The 4,078-nt window shown below is 61.1% G+C and carries 3 protein-coding genes and 2 pseudogenes; 1 reads left to right on the top strand and 4 read right to left on the bottom strand.

Annotated features, from left to right (window positions below):
* Positions 1 to 169: 169 nt before the first annotated feature.
* The 3 genes and pseudogenes from tnpB to KHP60_RS24665 form a co-directional block, all read right to left on the bottom strand.
* Complete coding sequence (gene tnpB, locus KHP60_RS24675) at positions 170 to 526, bottom strand: IS66 family insertion sequence element accessory protein TnpB (protein WP_213566913.1); 357 nt, start codon at positions 524 to 526, stop codon at positions 170 to 172.
* 555 nt (positions 527 to 1,081) lie between these two features.
* Positions 1,082 to 1,873 (bottom strand): annotated as a pseudogene (locus KHP60_RS24670) (transposase); the annotation flags it as partial.
* Between the two features lie 47 nt (positions 1,874 to 1,920).
* Positions 1,921 to 2,658 (bottom strand): recombinase family protein, encoded by a 738-nt coding sequence (locus KHP60_RS24665; RefSeq protein WP_213566912.1) that lies wholly within the window; start codon positions 2,656 to 2,658, stop codon positions 1,921 to 1,923.
* 302 nt (positions 2,659 to 2,960) lie between these two features.
* Between KHP60_RS24665 and KHP60_RS24660 the strand changes: the two are divergent.
* Positions 2,961 to 3,116, top strand: a pseudogene (locus KHP60_RS24660) (IS5/IS1182 family transposase); the annotation flags it as partial.
* A 3-nt stretch (positions 3,117 to 3,119) separates the two neighbouring features.
* Here KHP60_RS24660 and KHP60_RS24655 read toward each other — a convergent pair.
* Positions 3,120 to 3,623, bottom strand: coding sequence for a hypothetical protein (locus KHP60_RS24655; protein ID WP_213566911.1), 504 nt, complete (start codon positions 3,621 to 3,623; stop codon positions 3,120 to 3,122).
* Positions 3,624 to 4,078 lie beyond the last annotated feature (455 nt).

Genomic DNA, 4,078 nt, shown 5'->3' with positions numbered 1-4,078 from the left:
TGCGCTAGCCGCCGTGCGGCGGGATATCTGGCGTGAAACGGGTTTCCTCACGTCCCAACATCGGAACAAAACACCAAAACCCTCGCGGGCACTTCAGCAATGCCTGGTCTACGCACTCTGCCGAGCAGCCTGATTGGCCAAAGTCGAGCTTAGGGATGGGAGCGTCCGCTCAGCTGGGCTCCACAGGCGCAGAGGACAGTCGTGGCGCATGCACGCGGCGCCAATCCAACCCTTCGAGCAGAGTGGAGAGCTCGGCGGCCGACAGGTGAATGACGCCGTCCTGCGCCTTGGGCCAGCGGAACTCGCCATCCTCCAATCGCTTGGCGACCAGAACCACTCCGGTGCTATCCAAGAACACCAGCTTGATGCGATCCGTGCGATTAGCCCGGAACACGTACACGGCGCCGGAGAACGGATCGGCTCCCATGGTGTCGCGCACGAGCGCGGCCAATCCATCGGCGCCCTTGCGGAAGTCGACGGGCTTGGTGGCCACGAGAACACGGACAGCACCCGTCGGTCCGATCATCGCAGGTTCTTGAGGGTTTGCAGCACGAGGGCCAATGTCGCTCCATCGACCCCGCGTGGAACGCGAATGACGGCGCCCTCTACGGCAAGCTCGATCACCGCCTCTCGACAGTCTGCCGGAGTGGGTTGCGGCACGTCAGGGGCAACAACAACCGGGGTAAAGGCCAGTGGAGGATCGTCCGCCTCGCGCCTGGCCTGACGACGCCAGGTGCCATCGTTTCCTCCAGGATTCGTGCTTTCTCATCCGCTGACCAGCGCCGGCGTCCGCCGGCTCCGGTGATCACTTCCAGGCGCCGCACCGGCCGCGGCGGCTCAAGCATATGGTCAACCATCGACACAAAACGATCCCAAATCAGAGACCGTCAGTCTCGCTCCTCAGACATGCGGACGTAAGGTGTGATCGGAACATCGCTTACGCTGTTCCTGTTCGCCGGGGACAACGTCTATGGCGATGTCCGTCACGGGCGTGACGTTCCGGATGCAGAGCTAATCCAGAGCCTGCAAAAGTCATACACCCAGGCGGCTCAGGTGGCGGGGATGGCGCGGCTCAGGAGCACCGTTGCGCGCTGTAGCGGTCGGAGCACCAGACCGCGGGCCGGTGCCCGTCCATCATCGTCCGGACCACGACGGCACCCCGGGTCGGGGAAGCGTGATGGACCACCGCCTCGGCGCAGCGAAACACCCAATGATAGGCGCTGCTCCCCTCGATCCGGACGCCGGTCTCGTCGGAGGCGATGACCTTGGCCTGGCGCAACGCCGCAACCGCCTTGGCGCGCTCGCCCGCGAAGGTGCGCTGCGCCCGGCGCAGCAGGTTCATCAGGCCACCCTGGCTGAGCGTGAGACCGAAGAGGTTGGCGAATGCACTTTGCAGCCGCTCGTACGACAGAGCCTGGAAGGTCTTGAGATAAGTCGCCATGGCATGGATGCGCGGCCCGAACGGCGTCTCCTTGGCCGCCTCTGGCACGGGGGCGACAACCCGCGTTCCACAGGCCGGACAGCGCACCGCCAGGCGCCGATGGCGCTCGATCCACGGCTTGATGGCGGGCAGCTCGATCGTGTCGTGTTCGCTCACGGTCTCGGCAGGAAGATCGGTCAACAGCCTGATACGGCAGCATGGGCAGTGGTCCGGCTGATGGTCGATGAGGCGATCCACATCCGGGCTCATGGCGCGGCTGTGGCCTTCTTGCCCCGGCTTGGCGCCACCGGGCTTGGCCTGATCCCGACGCTCCTTGCGATCGGTCGAGGGCGGCTTTGAGGACGTGCGCGAGGTCTTGTGCGGCCGCTGCAGCCGCAGCACCAACTCAATCAGCTCTTCCTTGCTCAAACGTTCAAGATCGCTGCGGCCCATACCAGCAGGGAATCAGCGAATCCCAGTTGGCGCAAGGGCCTGGGTAATTACGTGCGTTGCGCAAAGACCTGCCCCGTATAGGTCGGGTTGCGCAGGATGCCCCGGATCGTCGGGCTTGGCCACCGCGGTGGGCCCGACGGAGTGGGCACACCGTGGGCATCCAGGTGCTGGGCCAGCTGCAGGAGCGAGGTGCCCGGCTCGCGATAAAGGGCAAACAGCTCGGCGACAACGGCCGCCTCCGCCGGATCGGTGGTGACGCCGTGCGGGTCGCGCGGCCGATCGGGGCTCATGCGATAGCCATAGGGCGCACGAGTCCAGGGCAGCAGCAGCCCGGCGCGCAGCTTGGCGAGCCGGCCGCGGCGCATGCGCTCGGCAATCAGGGTGCGCTCGTATTCGGCGACAGCGCCCCGGATCTGCAGCAGCAGGTGGTCATGCGGATCGTCGCTCATGGGGCGGTCGAGGAATTCGGCGGCACATCCGGCCTGCGCCCATTCCTCGAGCAGGACCATCTGGTGCACATAGTTGCGGGCGAGGCGGTCGGGGGCGGTGACGAGCACACGGTCGATCTCGCGGCCCTTCACGGCATCGCGCAAGCAGTCCAGACCCGGACGGGCGAGGATCGCACCGCTGTAGCCGTCGTCGCGAAACACGTGCGCTGGATCGAGGCTCCATCCCTCGGCGGCATGGGCATGAACATGAGCGGAAAGCCGCCCGAGTTGCTGCTCAATAGTCTGGTGGTCGACCTGGTGGCTGGTCGAGACACGGCCGTAGATTGCTACTCGCATGAGAGACCTCCGGCAGGATTGGGGACCCCGGTGCCTCGGTCGGCTCCGGAGAGGTCATCGCCCACTGCAGAAGGAGCTGATACGCCCGGTCCCAACACTGCTGGCCCGTGGGCGTCGACAGGCTGGTGCGCCGCACGTGCCAGGCGCGTCGCCGCTGACCCCGCATGTTGTCCTCCCTGGTGAGTGACCTCATCAGGGAGTTGGGGCGCCACAGCCCGCCGCAGCCGATGGCGCGTCCGCGGCCAGCTGAGCTGGAGCTGTCCAGCACGCGTCAGGCAGAACTTGTCATTTGTGATTAGACCATTGAGCGAACATTTGCGTGGGCCACCCGCTTCCGCCGACTTGTGCGCGACTACGAGCGTTCACCTCAAACTCTTGCAGACCTGCACGTAATTGCACTCGTCTGTATTATGCTCCGTCAAGCCGTTAACTACATCTCGGTCCATAACAGCCTCTAGATCTCAATCTGACCGGACGGAGCTTATCTTTCTGCACCGGCCGTGGGCCAAGTAGCTATCATGACTATCGTCGAAATATCTGAAGGCAGAGAACCGCCCTCCATTTAAAAGATGAAAGCTTCCGGACGCCGCGTAAAAATCGTCTATCTTATCGCCAAATGCAACTTCCGGTATTGTCTGGAAGTCTGTCGCATGCATTTGATATTGCCTATTACAAAACTCCCGATCTAGTGGGTTGTTGATACAGCTTTGCTCAGCATCATTCTTTTTGATCCTCAAAAAAAACTGCGTACCCCCCAATCTTTCCTTTGATATTATACCAGCATAATATGGCTTGGAAGGCCGTTCGACGTCCTTCGTCTCCTTGTATTGTATTCCGATTATACTTTCTGAAATGCAGACGTAATCTCCGATCCCGGCATCAATATCTTTGCCCCCGCTAGCTCTTGCCTCTGAATACAAAAATGCGAGGACTAAAAGTGAAATTTGCAGATTATTTTCCCTCACCGGGGACCTCCACACTAACTACTAGGGATGCAAGCACTATTGTTGGGCTGCATGTCCTTTGTCATCATGTTATTAGGGCGATTTCTGCTCGAGAATACAAAATTGCTATCATGCGTTAAGCCCACCAAGCATCTATTAAATGGCTCGATCGGTGCCTCATGTCACTACCAACAGCAGGGTTATTCTTGGTAGTCGATTCGGCGGCCGATGATGACGGCGCGTGCTACGTGCAAGGCGGTGACGATATGTGTTTCAGTATACGGTGACTTGCCAATTGCGTCGGTGATCTTGTCTCAATTCTCTAAGAGGCTGACTGAAAAAGGTTGGGTGGCCTCAAGCCCCTGTGATTCCGTCGGATTTGCGAAGATTCGATGGAGGTCAAGATGGTTTGGACCGAGGCCACTCGCCGACAGTATCGGCGAGATGAACTGCGCTATGCAAGCAATCTCACGGAT

The sequence above is a fragment of the Microvirga sp. 3-52 genome, from assembly GCF_018383585.1.
Lineage (GTDB): Bacteria > Pseudomonadota > Alphaproteobacteria > Rhizobiales > Beijerinckiaceae > Microvirga.
The sequence above is the reverse complement of the archived record's forward strand: the minus strand, read 5'-3'. Positions and strand labels throughout refer to the sequence as shown.

Excerpts from the sequence above, each read along its gene's own strand:
- tnpB (WP_213566913.1), bottom strand. The coding sequence starts at position 526 with ATGATCGGACCGACGGGTGCTGTCCGTGTTCTCGTGGCCACCAAGCCC.
- KHP60_RS24665 (WP_213566912.1), bottom strand. The coding sequence starts at position 2,658 with ATGCGAGTAGCAATCTACGGCCGTGTCTCGACCAGCCACCAGGTCGAC.